Consider the following 15296-nt stretch of genomic DNA (forward strand, 5'->3'; position numbering starts at 1 on the left):
TTCCCGGACCGGCATGAAGCAGGTGCCTTGCTGCGTCCGGGGTGACGGGGAATGTCGATGAGCGAAGACCGCATCAAACTGGAACCCTCGTGGCGGCACAAGGTCGGCGACTACCTGCTGCGCGACGACATGCACGCGCTGTCGAGCTTCCTGCGTGCGCGCAAGGCGGCCGGTGCGCGCATCTATCCGCCCGGTCCGCAGATCTTCGCCGCATTCGACGCCACGCCCTTCGACGACGTCGAAGTGGTGATCCTCGGCCAGGATCCGTACCACGGTCCCGGACAGGCGCACGGCCTGTGTTTCTCGGTGCTGCCCGGCGTGCCGGTGCCACCGTCGCTGGACAACATGTTCAAGGAAATCCAGCGCGACCTCGGCATCGCCCGTCCCGACCATGGCTGCCTGTTGCCGTGGGCGCAGCGCGGCGTGCTGCTGCTCAATGCCGTGCTGACGGTCGAGGAGGGCAAGCCGGGCGCGCATCAGGGCAAGGGCTGGGAAGGTTTCACCGACCACGTCGTCGACACGCTCAACCGCGAACGCGAGGGCCTGGTGTTCATGCTCTGGGGCAGCTATGCGCAGGCCAAGGGCAGGGTGATCGACACCGGCCGGCATCGCGTGTTGAAGACGACGCATCCGTCGCCGCTGTCGGCGTATCGCGGCTTCCTCGGCTGCGGCCATTTCTCCGCCGCCAACGACTATCTGTCGCGTCGTGGCGCGAAACCGATCGACTGGTCATTGCCCAGGCGCAGCGAATTGCAGCTTTGAAGGGCTTCCTGCCGCATCACCGTAAGGCGCGATAACCGAAGGGCATTGCGCCGCATGAGGTCCGGCGCATTGGCATCCGGCGTTGCGCGGCTGATGCGCCTGCGACTGGTAGCGTGCGCTGCGCGCACGATTGCCGCCTCATCAACGGCGGACGCCGCGCGATGGCAGGTCGTCGTGCGCATGGCGCACGCACCACGGTAGGCGGAACCGCCGAAGGCGATTCCGCCAACAACGGCGTCGCAATGGCACGGCAGAATCCGCTCGCGGGTTCAGCCCTACGTACGTGTCAGCCTGCCTCCCACAACCTGCGTGCTTCCTCCGCGATCACGTCGGGCCGCTCTTCCGGCCAGAACAGCTTGCTGCCTTCGAGCCGGCGCACGCCGCGCGAGTTGCCGAACGCGCGATCCAGATGTTCGGCATCGCCCGGCGCGAAGATGGTGTCGCCCATGCCCCAGACGATCCGCGTCGGCATCGTGCTGCGTTTCAACGCCGGCGCGATCCCCACGAGCGGGTTGCGCTCGAGCGCGACCGCATACGCGTGAGCCAGCGCCTTGCGCCGCGGCGTCGCCAGCAGCGGCGGGAAATAGGTGTCGATCGCCTCGTCGGTCGGATTGGCGGGATCGAGGTAGCACATGCCCCAGAAGCCTTCGGGCGAACGCGCCAGTGCGTGATCGGCATGCCAGGGCGCGATCCACTGGTCCAGCCATTTGCCCTGCTTCGATAGAGCGATCACCGGCGCCATCGCCGCCGGTGGGCTGTTGATCTCGGTGTCGCAGTTGCTCAGCAGCAGCGTGCGCACGCGCTCGGGATGGCGCGCGACGAAGATCTGCGCGGCCTGGCCGCCGCTGTCGTTGGCGATGATATCGACGCTCGCGATCGACAACTGGTCGAGCAGCGCGACCAGCATCGCCACCTGGTCCTCCGGCGCCACGCCCTGGCCGTCAGCCACTTCCGTGTAACCGAGCCCCATGAAGTCAGGCGCGATGCAGCGCCGATACGGCGACAGGCGTTCGATCGCACCGCGCCACTGGAAGCCGTTGAGCGGGAAGCCGTGCAGGAACAACGCGACGTCGCCGTCGCCGCGATCGAGGTACGCGATCCTGCCGAAAGCGGTTCGCGCGAAACGGCGTGCCGCGTGGAAGGCCGCTGCGTCCAGCGTCCCACTCGCTCCTGCCGCTGTGGTCGCCGCCGCGTGGGTCGCGGCGTCAACCGCCGCCCATCCGGAGACCGCACCCGCGACCAGCGAACCACCCACTACACCCATGAACTTCCTGCGATTCATCACGTCATCCTCCGGGAGTCGAGCCATCTGGCGGGCAGATGCTCGACCTCCGCCGTCATGCCGGCAATGACGTCGCAGGTCATGGATCGATGACCTCGCGGGTCATGGTGCCGGTGCAGGGGCGGCCGTAACATCGACGCGGGATCACCCATGCCGAAGGCCCGTCGTTTGAACCGCACTCCCCCGCCCACGCCGGTCGCGCATGTTGGCGAACTGCTGCGCGAATGGCGCGCGGCGCGGCGCCTGAGCCAGCTCGACCTCGCCCTCGACGCGGGACTGTCGTCGCGGCATCTGAGCTATGTCGAAACCGGCAAGGCGCAACCCAGCCGCGAACTGGTCGCGCGCCTGGCCGACGTGCTGGAGATGCCGCTGCGCGAACGCAACGCGTTGCTGGTGGCCGCCGGTTACGCACCGCAGTACCGCGAGACCGGGCTGGCGGCGCCGGAAATGGCGCTGGTGCGGCGCGCGATCGAGTTCATCCTCGAACAGCAGGAGCCGTATCCGGCCTTCGTCCTCGACCGGCGCTGGGACGTGCTGATGGCCAATCGCGCCGCCGCGCGGGTCAACCGCTTCGTGCTCGGTGGGCGCGACAGCGCGCACGGGAACATGCTGCGGTGCTTCTTCGATCCCAATGACCTGCGCGCGGCCGTCGTCAACTGGGAGGAAGTCGCCGGCGACCTCGTCCGCCACCTGCATGGCGCGGTCACCGCGACGCCCACCGACGCGGCACTGCGCGCGCTGCTCGACGAAGTGCTGGCCTATCCCGGCGTGCCGGCACGCTGGCGTACGCGCGAACTCGGCGCGACGCCTTCGCCGCTGCTGACGGTGCGCTTCCGCAGGGACGCACGCGAGCTGGGCTTCTTTTCCACCTTCACCACGTTCGGCACGTCGCGCGACGTGACCCTCGACGAACTGCATATCGAATGCTGCTTCCCGATCGACGAGGCCAGCGCCGAGCTGTGCCAGTCACTGGCGCGCGAGGAAGCCGCCGTGGCGCGATGAGCGACGCCAAGCGGTCGCCTTGGGTGGGGCGACCCTGCGCGACAAATGGCTGGTCGGAGCGCGGCACTGAGAACGCCTGACGAGGGTAAAAAAGTGCGGGCCACGACGCTTCAGGCTGCTGCGTCGGGACAAAAAGCCTTGGCCTTGCCACTTCCAGCCGCGCCGCCGGGGCAAAAAGCCGCAGTCGAGGCGCCAGCGATCTCCGCCTCCGGTGCGAAAAGTGCCGATCACGCCGCTTCCGGCGCCTTCGTTGGCGCAAAAAGTCGCGGCCTCGGGGCTTCCAGCGCTTCCGTCGGAGCAAATAGCGGCGACAGGAGGGTTCGCGATCCCCTCTGCCGGCGTAAAAAGCCCCGACCGCGCCGCTTCCGGCGCCTCCGTCGGCGCAAAAAGCGCTCAGCCTTGAGGTTTCAGCCTCTCCGTCAGGGCAAAAAGCCCCGACGGCGGCGCTTGCAGCCCTCTAACCAGACACCGGGCACCCTTCAGCAGTGCCCCCCCTTGCCTGATCCGCAAGCGGCCCCAGATCGGTTCCAGATGCTGCGGGGGAGCGGTTTCGACCTTGCCGGTGTTCCATCAGCGAAACACTGGGGAACTTCTGGCACCCTTAGCAGTCACATATGGCCTGCTAAACTCGGATCCATGAAAGCTCCCATGACCCAAGCCCTCGTTGCCAACAACCTGCCGATCCCCAGTGCGCTCGGCTCGCTGGATGCCTATATCGGTGCGGTCCACCAGATCCCGGTCCTGTCCGTCGAGGACGAGCAGGCGCTGGCGCAGCGTTTCCGCGATGAAGACGACCTCGATGCCGCACGCGAGCTGGTGATGTCGCATCTGCGCTTCGTGGTGCACGTGGCGCGCGGCTACAACGGTTACGGACTGCCCCTGGGCGACCTGATCCAGGAAGGCAACATCGGCCTGATGAAGGCGGTGAAGCGTTTCGATCCGGACGTCGGCGTGCGCCTGGTGTCGTTTGCCGTGCACTGGATCCGTGCCGAGATGCACGAATTCATCCTCAAGAACTGGCGCATCGTCAAGGTCGCCACCACCAAGGCGCAGCGCAAGCTGTTCTTCAACCTGCGCAAGAGCAAGAAGCGCCTGGGCTGGTTGAACGCCGAGGAAGTGCGTGCCGTGGCCGCCGACCTCAACGTCTCCGAACGCGAAGTGCTGGAGATGGAATCGCGCCTGTCCGGTCGCGACATCGGTTTCGATATGTCCTCCGACGAGGACGACGACCATGCGCCGCCGGCGCCGGCCGCCTACCTGATGGCCAACGAGGAAGATCCCTCGCAGGCCTACGAGCGCAACGACAGCGAGGATCACCAGCTGGAACTGCTGCGCGAAGGCCTGGGCCAGCTCGACGCGCGCTCGCGCGACATCATCAAGCGCCGCTGGCTGGATGCCGACAGCAAGATCACGCTGCAGGAACTGGCCGACGAATACGGCGTCTCCGCCGAGCGCATCCGCCAGGTCGAGGCGAACGCGCTGAAGAAGATGAAGGCCTTGTTCGTGGCATGAAGGCCTGGATTCGATAAGGCGCCCGACCCTCGATCAGCACGAAGTTCACATGACGGCCCGGGAAACCGGGCCGTTCGTTTGTGCAGGATGCGGATATCGCGACGTGGGCGTGGTCCTTAGCCTGTACGCATTCCAGCGAGGAGTGCGCCATGGACTACATCGTCAGCGGTTTGCCCATCGAACCTTTTCAGTCGCTGTTCGGATTGGACGATGAGGCGTTGCGCGAGCGTGGCGCGGTGCGACAAGTAGCGGAGGCAAGCCACGGTTACCCCTGTCGCGTCAGCCTGCAGGATGCGGAGCCGGGTGAAACGCTGTTGCTGCTGCACTGGCGGCACCACGACGTCGACACGCCGTACCGCGCCAGCGGGCCGATCTATGTACGCGAGGCCGCGCAGGCCATGGCGCGGGTACGCAATTCGGTTCCACCGCAGCAGCAGCGACGCCTGCTGTCGGTGCGCGCCTACGATCGCGAGGGCTGGATGCAGCAGGCCGAGGTGGTCGATGGGGCGGCACTGGAGCCGTTGATCGAACGGTACTTCGACGACACGAGGATCGATTACCTGCATGTCCACAATGCGCGGCCGGGCTGCTATGCATGTCGCATCGATCGCGGCTGAACCCATCGCGGTGGATGCTTCGTACATCAACTTCTTCGTTTGGCTCCCCGTAGCTCGCCTGCTCGTCATCCCGGCGGAAGCCGGGATCCAGTGACTTGCTTGTTGATCGTTCTTGATCTTGGCGCGAATCACGGTCGCTGGCGCATGTCGGTAGACCGGAGGGCGGCGGCCATGGATGGCCGCCGTTTTCCGATGGAGGCAGGATGCCGACTCGGAAAATCCCCGAGGACTGCAACGTGCAACGTTAGCTTTGATCGGGGGAAGGGCCTTCTCTTTGGTTACTTTCTCTTGGCCCCTTCAAGAGAAAGTGACCCGCACGCTCGGCGGGCGGAAGCTCTGCAGTTGCGACATAAAGAGCGGCGGAACAAGCTCCGCTCTACATAAAAGAGCCAGACCCAGCGTGGCGCTATGCAGCCATGCGCTACTCCGGCCGCTCCTCGTTGTTGAGAATGATCCGTGCCGCGCGCTGGTAGCTCCAGTACGCCCAGGTCCAGTTGAGCATCACCACCAGGCGGTTGCGGAAACCGATCAGGAAGAAGATGTGGGCGAGCAGCCAGAACCACCACGCGATTGCGCCGGACAATCCGAGCCGGCCGAAATGCACCACCGCTGCCATGCGGCCGATGGTGGCGAGATTGCCGTAGTCGCGATAACGGAACGGCGCGGTCGCGTGTCCTGTGATGCGTGCACGAATCGATGCAGCGGCATGGCGACCCATCTGCTTGGCTGCCGGCGCCACGCCGGGCACCGGCTTGCCGTCCTGCTGCAATGACGCCAGGTCACCGGCGACGAACACCTGCGGCAGGCCCGGCACGCTGAGGTCGGGCTGCACCAGTACGCGGCCGGCGCGATCCAGCGGCACGTGCAGCGAGCGCGCCAACGGCGAGGCTGCCACGCCTGCGGCCCACAGCACGGTGTGCGTGGCGATGCTTTCGTCGCCCAGCGTCACGCCGACGGCATCGATCCGCGTCACGGCCGACCCGGTACGCACTTCCACGCCGAGTTTCTGCAACTGCCGCAGCGCCTTCGTCGACAGCGTTTGCGGAAACGCCGACAGCACGCGCGGGCCGGCTTCCAGCAGCAGCACGCGCGCCTGCCGCGGATCGATGCGGCGGAATTCGCGTTTCAGGGTATGCCGCGCGATCTCCGCCAGCGTGCCGGCCAGTTCGACGCCGGTCGGGCCGCCGCCGACGATGGCGAAAGTCAGCAGCGCCCGGCGTTCGGCGTCGTCGTCGCTGGCTTCGGCGCGCTCGAACGCGGACAGGATCCGGCGCCGGATCAGCAGTGCGTCGTCGAGCGTCTTCAAACCCGGCGCGTACCGTGCCCATTCGTCGTGCCCGAAATACGCGTGCGTGGCGCCGCTGGCGAGCAGCAGGAAGTCGTAACCGATGGCATCGCCGTCGTCGAGGTGCACCTCGCGCGTTTCCGTGTCGATGCCGGCGACGGTGCCCATCCGCACGGTGGCATTGCGCTGCCGGCGCAGGATGTGGCGCAGCGGCGCGGCGATGTCCGGCGCCGACAGGCCCGCCGTCGCCACCTGGTACAGCAGCGGCTGGAACAGGTGGTGGTTGCTGCGGTCGACCACGGTGATGCGCACATCGTCGCGTGCCAGCGCGCGCGTCGCCCACAGCCCGGCGAAACCGCCGCCGATGACGACGATGTGCGGCCGCGTGTCGCCGGGTGAATGGTCCATGGGCATGCGCCTCGTCCGATTGCATCCGCTCCGATGGCACATTCTGCGCGTTGCCGGCGCCACCGTCATGCGCGTGCCGTACCGGTTGCGCTAGGCTGCGTCGTCGGTGGAAGCGAGGACCGGGACATGGCGGACAGCGAAAAGCGGATCGCGCTGCTGATCGATGCGGACAACGCGCCGGCGGCGAAGATCGACGTGATCCTCGCCGAAGTGGCGCGGCACGGCGTCGCCAACGTGCGGCGCGCCTACGGCAACTGGAAGAGCCAGCACCTCAACGGCTGGGAGAAGTGCCTGCATACCTACGCCATCCGTCCGATCCAGCAGTTCGCCTACAGCAGCGGCAAGAACGCGTCGGACATGGCGATGGTGATCGATGCGATGGACCTGCTGTACACCGGCAACCTGGACGGTTTCGCGATCGTGTCCAGCGATGCCGACTTCACCCCGCTGGTGATGCGGCTGCTGACCGACGGCGTCAAGGTCTACGGCTTCGGCGAGAAGAAAACGCCGGAACCGTTCGTCAACGCCTGCTCCATCTTCACCTACGTCGAAGCGCTCGGCGATAGTGGCGATACGCAGTCGGCCAAGACCACGCGGCCGCGCACGGCCAAACAACTCAGCGGCGACACGCGTCTGGTGCAGATACTGCGCAATGCAGTCGAAAGCGCCAGTGGCGACGATGGCTGGTCGAAAATGGGCGCGGTCGGCACGCAGGTCGCCAACCAGGCCTCGCTGGATCCGCGCAATTATGGTTATCGCAAGCTGACCGACCTGGTCGAGGCGACCGGTCTGTTCGAGGTCAAGCGCCAGGAGCTGAGCGTGTGGGTGCGCGACAAGCGCAAGCGTTGATCGTCGGGCGGATGCGCCACGTCATCCGCGTTAGACTCCCGCGCAGCGACACGGGGGAGGGAAGCATGGAGCCGCAGCCGATCAGTCTGGCGTCGATCCTGATCGTCGAGGACGACAGGGTGAGCCGGCAGCGCCTGGTGCGCCTGCTGGCGGACTTCGTCGACGCGGACGCACGGATCCAGGACGCGGCCGACCTGGCGACTGCGCGCACGCTGCTGCAGACGATGCCTTTCACCCTGGCACTGGTCGATGTGCAGCTGCCGGACGGCAACGGCATCGACCTGATCGCCTGGATGCAGCAGCACGCGCCGCAGACGGTGTCGGTGATCGTCTCGGCCTGGGCGGAGGAGGAAACCATCCTGGCCGCGGTCAAGGCCGGCGCGATCGGTTACCTGCTCAAGGACCGCGACGACGACGAACTGCGCGTTTCGCTGAAAAGCCTGCAGCGCGGCGGCGCGCCGATCGATCCGACCATCGCGCGCCGGATCCTGGCGCTGCTGCCGCAGGCCGCGCTCGCCGAAACGCCGGCCGCTCCCGCGTCGACGCAGTTGTCGGAACGCGAGCGGGAGATCCTCAAACTGGTCGCGCAGGGATTCAGCAACCGCGAGATCGCCGAGCTGGTGTCGCTGTCGAAGCTGACCATCGAGTGCCACACCCGGAACATCTATCGCAAGCTTGCCGTCGGGTCGCGTACCGCTGCCGTGTTCGAAGCGCGTTCGATGGGGTTGCTGAGTTGATCCAGCGCGTCGTGCTGGTGCTGGCCTTGTGGCTGGCTTCCGTCGCCGTGTTCGCGCAACCGGCGACGATCACCATCGATCGCGCCGAAGCGGTGCGTTCGGACTGGAATGCCGACGCCGCGCCGGCCGATGGCTGGGTGCCGGTAACGTTGATGGACCAGTGGCAGACGCGCTGGCCCGGCCATGACGGCGTGGTCTGGTACCGGTTGCGCTGGCAGCAGGCCGATGCGCACGTGCCGACCGGCCTGCTGGTCGACTACACCTGCCTGTCCGCGGCGGTGTATCTCAATGGCAGCCTGATCGCGCGCGACGCCAGCCTGGTCGAGCCGCTGTCGCGCAGCTGGCACACGCCGCGCTACTTCCTGCTGGATGCGCCGCTGCTGCGGCAGGGCGAGAACACGTTGCTGGTGCGGGTGTCGGGGCTGGCCGCGTACCAGCCCGGGTTCGGTACGGTGAGCGTGGGCGAACCGGCGCAGGTCGAGGCGATGTTCCGGCAGGGCAAGCGGATCCGCCACGATCTGCAGTTGTTCGACACCGCCATCGGCGCCGTGCTGGCGGCATTGTTCGGCCTGTTCTGGCTGCTGCGCCGGCAGGACACGACCTATGGCTGGTATGCGCTCAACGGCCTGTTCGGCCTGATCTACGGCTACAACTTCATCGCCACCAGTCCCTGGCCTTTCTCCACCACCGACGGCTGGCAGGCCTTCACCGGCGCTGCCTATGTCGCGGTCGCGGCGACCTACGCGATCTTCCTGCTGCGCTATGCCGATCGGCGCTGGCCACGGCTGGAGCGCGCGCTGCTGGCGATCGCCAGCCTCGTGTTCGTGCTGGCCTTGGCCATGCCGCAGACGATGGGTCCGCATCGCAACGTCTACATCGTGCCGATGATGGCGTTCCATTATTTCGTCAGCGTCGCTTTCGTGGTGTTCGCCGCGCGCAGCGGCCGCCGCGACCAGCAGGTGCTGGCACTGTGCATCGCACTGCCGTTGCTGACGGCGCTGTACGACGCCGCCGTATATCTGGGCGTGGTGCGCGGCACCGGCTTCATCGGCTCGTTCACTTCGCCGGTGATGGTGCTGGGCATGGGCTTCGTGCTGGCGCACCGTTTCGTCGGCGCGATGAAGCGCGTGGAGGGTTTCAACACCGAACTGCAACGCGAGGTAGCCGCGGCCACGGACGAACTTTCGACCACGCTGAGCCGGCAGCACGCGCTGGAGTTGTCGCACAGCCGCGCCGGCGAGCGCCTGAAGCTGGTGCGCGACCTGCACGACGGTTTCGGCGGCACCCTGGTCGGTGCGATCGCACGGCTGGAGCAGGCTCCGGAATCGACGTCGAGGGCCGACGTGGTGGCGCTGCTGAAGGAAATGCGCGAGGACCTGCGCCTGGTGATCGACAGCACCGCGCAGGAGCAGGCCGACCTGGCGGCATTGATCGCATCGCTGCGCCATCGTGCCGGGCGCCTGCTGGAAGCCGCCGACATCGATGCGCATTGGCAGCTGCAGGACATCGACGGCGTGGAACTGGGCAGCGCACGCAGCCTGGACCTGTTGCGCCTGTTGCAGGAAGCGCTGACCAACGTGTTCAAGCACAGCCGCGCGCAGCGCGTGAACGTACGCGTGGCGCGCATCGGCGAACGGATGCAACTGCAGGTGCGCGATGACGGCCGTGGCCTGACCGGGGCCGGCGACTCCACGCGATCGATCGAAGGCGGCGGCGCCGGCTTCGCCAGCATGCACCTGCGCGCGCAGCGCCTCGGTGGCGTGCTGCAAGTGGCTTCCACCGCGGATGGCACCGACCTGCGCCTGGATTTCCCGCTGGCGGCCTGAGGCCCCGCCGCTTGCCACTACCTGTTTTCGGGGATGTCCGCGCCGCGATGCGCGGCGCATGCTCGCGGCGCGTCGCAGGGGGCGGCGCGCCCTGTACGGCCGATGTATCGCCATGCCGCTCCCACGGTCGTTTCCTCGTGCCCGGGAGTCTTCGCCATGCGCGTTCGTCCGAACCGTGCGCTGTTTCCGCCGTTGCTCTGCACGGCGCTCGTGCTGGGCGCCTGCGTGGGCCTGCCTGCGTCGGCGACCGCGACCAAGGTCTTGTCCGACGCCGCCGACGAGGTATCGGACAGGACCGGCGATGACGCGACGCGTGGAAGCGCGAATCGCAGCGGTGGCGTGCAGGTGGGCGTGAATCCGCTATGGAATCCGGTTGCAGGTGGTTGAGATATCGGTCGAGGGGACTTCCGGACAAGTCTTTTGTCATTCCGAGCGGCACAACGCGCCGCCGCGCTCAGTGAATCAATACAGGTCGACCGGATCCACGTCGAGCGACCGCGCCGCGCCGGGCCTGCGATAGCGACGTGAGCACAACGCGCCGCTGCGCGCTCAGAAAATCAATAAAGGTCGACTGGATCCACGTCGAGCGACCGCGCCGCGCCGGGCTTGCGACGGCGACGTGAGCACAACGCGCCGCCGCGCGCTCAGAAAATCAATACAGGTCGACTGGATCCACGTCGAGCGACCACCGCACCTTGCGTGCTTCGGGCAATGCATAGACGTCCGCCAACCCGGCATCGAGCGCGATGTGCAGCGCGCGCCGGTTCGGCGCCGACAGCAGCAGTTGCGCGCGATACATGCCGGCGCGGCGCGGCATCGGTGCCGGCAGCGGGCCATGCAGCTGCACCTGCGCCGGCGTTTCATCTTCAAGAGCGTGGAAAGCTTTCTTCGCCGCATGCAAAAACGCCATCGGCGCATCGGCCTGCTTCGCTTCCGCGCGCAGCAGCGCCAGGTGCGCGAACGGCGGGAAGCCGGCGGCCTCGCGCTGCGCCAGTTCGGTCTCGGCGAAGGCGTGGTAGCCGCCGTTGATCAGCGTCTGCAGCAGTGGATGTTCGGGATGATGCGTCTGCAGCCAGACCGCGCCGGCCTTGTCGGCGCGTCCGGCGCGTCCCGACACCTGGATCAGCAATTGCGCAAGTTTCTCGCCGGCGCGGAAGTCCGCCGAGAACAGGCCTTCGTCGATGCCGACCACCGCGACCAGTGTGAGGTTGCGCAGGTCGTGACCCTTGGCCAGCATCTGCGTGCCGACCAGGATGCCCGGCTGCGTGCCGAATTTTTCGAACAGCTGCTCCAGCGCATCCTTGCGGCGCGTGCTGCCGCGGTCGATGCGCAGCACCGGCACGTCGCCGAAGGCGCGCGCGAGTTCTTCCTCGATGCGTTCGGTGCCCACGCCCTGCGGCTGCAGGGCAAGACTGGCGCAATCCGGACAGGCCATCGGCACCGCCTGTCGCGCGCCACAGTGATGGCACTGCAGGCGGCGACCGCCGGCGTGCACGGTCATCGGCATCGGTTGCTCGGGCGTGCTGCAGCGTTTGCAGTGCGCGCTCCAGCCGCAGTCGTGGCACAGCAGCACTGGTGCGTAACCACGGCGGTTCTTGAACACCAGCACCTGGCCGCCGGCGGCAAGCGCGGCGTGGATCGCGCCGTGCAGTTCCGGCGACAGGCCGGCGTCGAGCGGGCGCTTGCGGACGTCGACCACGCGCACGGACGGCGGCTTCGCATCGCCGGCGCGCCGGTGCAGGCGCAGGTGCGTGTAGCGGTCCTGGCGCGCGTTGTGCAGCGATTCCAGCGACGGCGTGGCACTGCCCAGCAGCACCGGCACGGCCAGCGCCTTGCCACGCACCAGCGCGAAATCGCGGGCGTGGTAGCGGATCCCGTCCTGCTGTTTGTAGCTGGCGTCGTGTTCCTCGTCGACCACGATCAGGCCGGCGTCCGGCAACGGCGTGAACACCGCCGAGCGCGTGCCGACGATCACCCGCGCCTCGCCGCGCCAGGCCGCGGCCCAGGTGCGGGCGCGTTCGCCATCGTTGAGGCCCGAATGCAGCGCATGCACCGGCACGCCGAGGCGCGCGCGGAAGCGGGCCAGCATCTGCGGGGTCAGGCCGATCTCCGGCACCAGCACCAGCGCCTGCCGGCCGCGCGCCAGGCAGTGCGCGATGGCGTGCAAGTAGACCTCGGTCTTGCCGCTGCCGGTGACGCCGTCGAGCAGCAACGGCGCGAAACCGTCGCTGCAGGTAATCGCGGCGATCGCCGCCGCCTGTTCCGCATTCGGTTCCGGCCCGGGTTGCGGCTGCGGCGCCAGCTGCGAGGCCGGCAGGGCGATGCATTCGACCAGGCCGCGCTGCGCCAGCGTGCGCGCGGCGCTGCGCCAGCCTTCGATGTCGGCATCCAGCGCGTCTTCGTCGCGCGGCTGCGCGTGCAACCACTTGGCCAGCCGTCGCGGTCGACTGCCCTGGCGCAGGCCTGGCAGGGCGGTCTCGCCCGCCTCGGTCAGCCGCCAGGCACGGACGTGGGTATCGGGCAGCGGCTCGCCGCGGCGCAAGGCGGCGGGCAGGGCGGTGGCCAGCACCTCGCCCAGCGGCGCATGGGTGTAACCGGCCAGCCAGCGCAGCGAGGAAAGCAGCTCGCCATGCAGCAGGGCCCGGTCGTCGAGCCAGGTGGCGCGCTTGAGTTCGGTGCCCGGCCCCAGCTCCGCGGCGCCGAGCGCCGCCACCACGCCGACCAGTTCGCGATTGCCGAACGGCACGCGCACCCGGCGGCCGATGTCGTCGGCATCCGCTGCCTGCGGCGCCCGGTAATCGAACAGCCGAGGCAACGGCAACGGCAGCGCGATCTTGAGCACCGGTTCGGGGTCGGACATGGCGTCAGTCTAGCGATCGGCATGGCACCGCAGCGAACGAACTGCAGTTGCAGGCAATACTTGCCGCGTGTCACAGATATGCAGCGCAAGCTGCTGCCGCACAAGGAGATTCTTCCTTATCCACATCGGCTGTGGATAAACCTGTGCATGTCGGGCGAGTCGCATCGCGCAAACACGTGAAAGCAAGCGTTTAACGCTTGCTGGCTAAAAAAACGCCAACCCGGGGAAACTCAATGGAATCAATCACCTGCCTGTGAAACACAAACGCAACACGGCGTGAGCCACGGCTCGAAGCCGCCTCGGTGACGGTTTGGTGACCGCTGTGAACAACTGGATTTTGCGCAAAGCCTTGCCCCGCCTCGTGGAGCGTCATCGCGGGGGTCTGTCAAGCATGGCCTGCGCGGATGTCATCGGTATCATGCGGCGACGATGAATCGCGCTCGATGACCTCCCGCTCCCTCTCCGACGCCAGCGGCGCACCGGCGGCGATCAACGCCTTCCTGCGCGGCATCGAACGCCGCAGCGCGGTGTTCGCGGAGCTGCAATGCGGCAATGCCGCCGCCGGCGACGCCGCGCTCGCCGCGGCGATGCGCGCCTTCCACGCCGGCGCCGGGCGCACGCCGATGAGCCAGTGGCCGCAGCGCTTCTGGGGGCTGTTGCTGGCCACGCCGATGCTGCGCCGGGCGCAACCGCTGCCGGCGCGGACCGACGCGCTGGCTGCGCTGGGACGGATCGGACACGGTCCGCGCGCGGCCCTGCTGCTGCGGCTGGCCGCTGGCCTCGGCGAGGCGGATGCGGCGGCGGCGTTGGGGATCGCGCCGGCCACCTATCGATTGGCGCTGCAGCGTGCGCTGCCACGTCGTGCCGACGGCGGTGCCGATGCCGAAACCTGGCGCGCGCTGGCCATGGCGGTGCAGTCCGCGATCCGGACCCTGCCGCCGCAGCGGCTGGCGCATCTGGCGAGGTTGCGCGAGACCGCACTGCAGCCGGCCCCGGCAGGTGCGATGCGGGCGCCGCGCGCGACCGCGCCGACCGCTGGGGTTCGCGCGCTGCCGTCGCGTCGGCGCACGCTCGCGCTAGGGGCAAGTGCGACGCTGTGCGTGGCGGCGCTGGCGGCCACCTTCCTGTGGTCGCCGCCGCAGCCCGAATCGCCCGGTGCCGGTCCGCGCATCCGCAAAGTGTCCCTGCCGGAAGCGGAAGCGCCGGCCGCACGCTACGACGCGCATACCGCGCTGCTCAGCGACCGCGATTTCGAACTGCTGCTGGATGCCGGCGACGAGCCGGTGTATCGCCAGCTCGATTTCTACTCGTGGTACGCCGCGCAGGCTGCCCAGGCGACGACTGCGATGCCGGTCGTCGGCAACGCTGCCGTGCCGGCGCAGGATGCCACCCCGGAGCCGGAGACCAGCGATGCCGCGCTCTGACCTGCGCCGCCGTCGATGGCTCGTGCTGGCGACGTTGGCCGCGATCGCTTCGACCGCGGCGATCGCGCTGTCGCAGTCGCTGGATGCGTCGATCGACCATCTGCCACCGGCGCAGCGCATGCAATGGCAGCAACGCCAGGCGCGCTGGCAGGCGCTGACGCCGGTCGAACAGGCCGTGTACGGGCAACGCCAGCTGCGCTGGCAGGCGCTGCCGGAAGCGGCGCGCCGCGAGCAGCGCGAGCAGTGGCAGGCGTGGCAGGAACTGCCCGAACACGAACGCGCGCAACTGCGCCGCGTCGCCGCCGATGTCGCCGCGTTGCCGGCGCCGGAACGGCAGCGGCTGCGCGCGACCTTCGACGCGCTGGATGGCCGCATCCGCCGTGGCTGGCTGCTCGGTCCGGTGCTGGGCGCGGAATACGAACGCCTGCAACCGCTGTTCGCCTTCGTCGCGGCGGACGAGCGCAGGCGACTGCTGGATGTCGTGCGTGCGATGACCCCGGTCGAGCGCGCGCAACTGGCACGGCTGGCGCAGGGCACGCCGCCGCAGTCGCGCGCGGCCCTGCGCGGCGAACTGCTGTCGACCGCAACGGACAAGCGCGGCGCGTGGCTGCAGCAGCGGCTGGAGCGCTGACCGCTCGATCGATAAAAAGCAGGTCCCTCGCTACGCTCGGGATGACAGACAAGGAGCGTGCGGCTTGATCAGGACGGCGTTGTTCCCCACCGCTGTCGCCG

Annotated in this window: 12 protein-coding genes and 1 pseudogene; 10 read left to right on the forward strand and 3 right to left on the reverse strand. The window is 68.1% G+C overall.

Annotated elements, in window-relative coordinates; all coding sequences use genetic code 11:
* Positions 1-51: 51 nt before the first annotated feature.
* Entirely contained in the window at positions 52-762 is a 711-nt protein-coding gene (gene ung / locus IP90_RS10965) for a uracil-DNA glycosylase (RefSeq protein WP_144899695.1), read from the forward strand.
* Between the two features lie 286 nt (positions 763-1048).
* Here ung and IP90_RS10970 read toward each other — a convergent pair whose 3' ends face one another.
* On the reverse strand, positions 1049-2044 hold the full coding sequence (locus tag IP90_RS10970; protein WP_144899696.1) for an alpha/beta fold hydrolase: 996 nt from the start codon (positions 2042-2044) through the stop codon (positions 1049-1051).
* Positions 2045-2194: 150 nt separating this feature from the next.
* Between IP90_RS10970 and IP90_RS10975 the strand changes: the two genes are divergently transcribed.
* The 3 genes from IP90_RS10975 (at position 2195) to IP90_RS10985 (ending at position 5175) form a co-directional block, all read left to right on the forward strand.
* Positions 2195-3046 (forward strand): helix-turn-helix transcriptional regulator, encoded by an 852-nt coding sequence (locus IP90_RS10975; RefSeq protein ID WP_144899697.1) that lies wholly within the window; start codon positions 2195-2197, stop codon positions 3044-3046.
* 636 nt (positions 3047-3682) lie between these two features.
* Positions 3683-4558 (forward strand): RNA polymerase sigma factor RpoH, encoded by an 876-nt coding sequence (gene rpoH / locus IP90_RS10980; RefSeq protein WP_425477104.1) that lies wholly within the window; start codon positions 3683-3685, stop codon positions 4556-4558.
* A 149-nt stretch (positions 4559-4707) separates the two neighbouring features.
* Complete coding sequence (locus IP90_RS10985; RefSeq protein WP_144899699.1) at positions 4708-5175, forward strand: DUF1203 domain-containing protein; 468 nt, start codon at positions 4708-4710, stop codon at positions 5173-5175.
* 421 nt (positions 5176-5596) lie between these two features.
* Here the strand turns inward: IP90_RS10985 and IP90_RS10990 are convergent, their stop codons facing one another.
* Positions 5597-6868, reverse strand: coding sequence for an NAD(P)/FAD-dependent oxidoreductase (locus tag IP90_RS10990; RefSeq protein WP_144899700.1), 1272 nt, complete (start codon positions 6866-6868; stop codon positions 5597-5599).
* 126 nt (positions 6869-6994) lie between these two features.
* Between IP90_RS10990 and IP90_RS10995 the strand changes: the two are divergent.
* From IP90_RS10995 to IP90_RS11010, 4 genes and pseudogenes are all read left to right on the forward strand, one after another.
* Positions 6995-7711: pseudogene (locus IP90_RS10995) on the forward strand (NYN domain-containing protein); the annotation flags it as partial.
* Positions 7712-7782: 71 nt separating this feature from the next.
* Positions 7783-8454 carry a response regulator gene (locus IP90_RS11000; protein ID WP_144899702.1) on the forward strand — a complete coding sequence of 224 codons (672 nt, stop codon included), beginning with the start codon at positions 7783-7785 and terminating at the stop codon, positions 8452-8454.
* The gene (locus IP90_RS11005) at positions 8451-10280 is read left to right on the forward strand and encodes a sensor histidine kinase (protein ID WP_144899703.1); all 1830 of its coding nucleotides are present in this window, start codon (positions 8451-8453) and stop codon (positions 10278-10280) included. The genes IP90_RS11000 and IP90_RS11005 overlap by 4 nt, the downstream gene beginning before the upstream one ends.
* 156 nt (positions 10281-10436) lie before the next feature.
* On the forward strand, positions 10437-10667 hold the full coding sequence (locus IP90_RS11010) for a hypothetical protein (RefSeq protein WP_144899704.1): 231 nt from the start codon (positions 10437-10439) through the stop codon (positions 10665-10667).
* Positions 10668-10932: 265 nt separating this feature from the next.
* On the opposite strand, the gene IP90_RS11015 is transcribed toward IP90_RS11010, so the two are convergent.
* Positions 10933-13140, reverse strand: coding sequence for a primosomal protein N' (locus IP90_RS11015; protein WP_144899705.1), 2208 nt, complete (start codon positions 13138-13140; stop codon positions 10933-10935).
* Between the two features lie 443 nt (positions 13141-13583).
* Here IP90_RS11015 and IP90_RS11025 point away from each other — a divergent pair, with 443 nt between their 5' ends.
* A complete protein-coding gene (locus IP90_RS11025) occupies positions 13584-14564 on the forward strand; it encodes a hypothetical protein (RefSeq protein ID WP_158635329.1) in 981 nt (326 codons plus the stop codon).
* A complete protein-coding gene (locus IP90_RS11030) occupies positions 14551-15195 on the forward strand; it encodes a DUF3106 domain-containing protein (protein WP_144899708.1) in 645 nt (214 codons plus the stop codon). The genes IP90_RS11025 and IP90_RS11030 overlap by 14 nt, the downstream gene beginning before the upstream one ends.
* The last annotated feature ends 101 nt before the right edge of the window (positions 15196-15296 follow it).

The organism is Luteimonas cucumeris, assembly GCF_007830035.1.
In the GTDB taxonomy this organism is placed as follows: Bacteria; Pseudomonadota; Gammaproteobacteria; order Xanthomonadales; family Xanthomonadaceae; genus Luteimonas_C; species Luteimonas_C cucumeris.

Excerpts from the sequence above, each read along its gene's own strand:
- ung (WP_144899695.1), top strand. The coding sequence starts at position 52 with ATGTCGATGAGCGAAGACCGCATCAAACTGGAACCCTCGTGGCGGCAC.
- IP90_RS10970 (WP_144899696.1), bottom strand. The coding sequence starts at position 2,044 with ATGAATCGCAGGAAGTTCATGGGTGTAGTGGGTGGTTCGCTGGTCGCG.
- IP90_RS11030 (WP_144899708.1), top strand. The coding sequence starts at position 14,551 with ATGCCGCGCTCTGACCTGCGCCGCCGTCGATGGCTCGTGCTGGCGACG.
- IP90_RS10990 (WP_144899700.1), bottom strand. The coding sequence starts at position 6,868 with ATGGACCATTCACCCGGCGACACGCGGCCGCACATCGTCGTCATCGGC.
- IP90_RS10975 (WP_144899697.1), top strand. The coding sequence starts at position 2,195 with ATGCCGAAGGCCCGTCGTTTGAACCGCACTCCCCCGCCCACGCCGGTC.
- rpoH (WP_425477104.1), top strand. The coding sequence starts at position 3,683 with ATGAAAGCTCCCATGACCCAAGCCCTCGTTGCCAACAACCTGCCGATC.
- IP90_RS11015 (WP_144899705.1), bottom strand. The coding sequence starts at position 13,140 with ATGTCCGACCCCGAACCGGTGCTCAAGATCGCGCTGCCGTTGCCGTTG.
- IP90_RS11000 (WP_144899702.1), top strand. The coding sequence starts at position 7,783 with ATGGAGCCGCAGCCGATCAGTCTGGCGTCGATCCTGATCGTCGAGGAC.
- IP90_RS11010 (WP_144899704.1), top strand. The coding sequence starts at position 10,437 with ATGCGCGTTCGTCCGAACCGTGCGCTGTTTCCGCCGTTGCTCTGCACG.
- IP90_RS11025 (WP_158635329.1), top strand. The coding sequence starts at position 13,584 with ATGACCTCCCGCTCCCTCTCCGACGCCAGCGGCGCACCGGCGGCGATC.
- IP90_RS10985 (WP_144899699.1), top strand. The coding sequence starts at position 4,708 with ATGGACTACATCGTCAGCGGTTTGCCCATCGAACCTTTTCAGTCGCTG.